Source organism: Rhodococcus sp. WS3, from assembly GCF_003797085.1.
In the GTDB taxonomy this organism is placed as follows: Bacteria; Actinomycetota; Actinomycetes; order Mycobacteriales; family Mycobacteriaceae; genus Rhodococcus_F; species Rhodococcus_F globerula.
Genome location: NZ_RKMA01000012.1, coordinates 1 through 705, shown reverse-complemented (window position 1 = coordinate 705; position 705 = coordinate 1). Strand labels below are relative to the sequence as shown.

At 58.4% G+C, this 705-nt stretch carries 1 protein-coding gene; it reads left to right on the top strand.

Going from position 1 to position 705, the window contains the following annotated elements:
- A partial coding sequence (locus EEB13_RS31295; RefSeq protein WP_141487032.1) for an SDR family oxidoreductase occupies nucleotides 1–162 on the top strand: 162 nt, incomplete at its 5' end.
- Between the last annotated feature and the right edge of the window lie 543 nt (nucleotides 163–705).

Below are 705 nucleotides of genomic sequence, written 5' to 3'. Positions count from 1 at the left end.
AAGGAGACGATGGCCGACAGGTTCGGCATGTCCCACGCGCTTCCGTTGCCGTGGTTGGAATCCGTTGACATCTCCAACGCCGTTCTGTTCCTTGCCTCAGATGAAGGGCGCTACGTCACAGGCGTCGCGATGCCGGTCGACGCTGGTTGCATGCTGAAATAACGCAACCAACCTCTTCACCACCAAGTAGCCGAGCGCCGAGGTGAGTGCCGCAGAATGCGACAGATTTGCGGCACTCACTGGAGGAGAATCCGGTCGGATGCCAACCGGGCAAGGAGTCGAAGGTTGCCGAACTCGTGCCTGAAGTCTCACCGTCGTTTCCTTCACGGTGCGGTCAGAACGGCTGCCGATACCGAGTATCGGCACCGCACTTCAATATCACTATCGCACAAGAAAATTCGAGATAGATGGCCACGTTTGCAGACGCCGAATGCGAGCCGTCGAGAGTCTCTCGTTCGCTGAATAGCGGCCATGGCCTGTTCCGCACCTGACATTTTTCTTCGAAGCCACCGGCGATCCGAGGAGGACTCGGTCGGCTGGAATCTACGGGTGCATCCTCCGACAAGAACCACGGAACTTTGCACGTCCAGCTCAACCACAGGGAGCAATGCTCCCCGCGACCTTTCACTCACCAGGTAGTGACCACCGGAACATGCTCCGCACCAACGGCTACCGGATGAGCCGCGTGATCTGTCATTGCCTGCC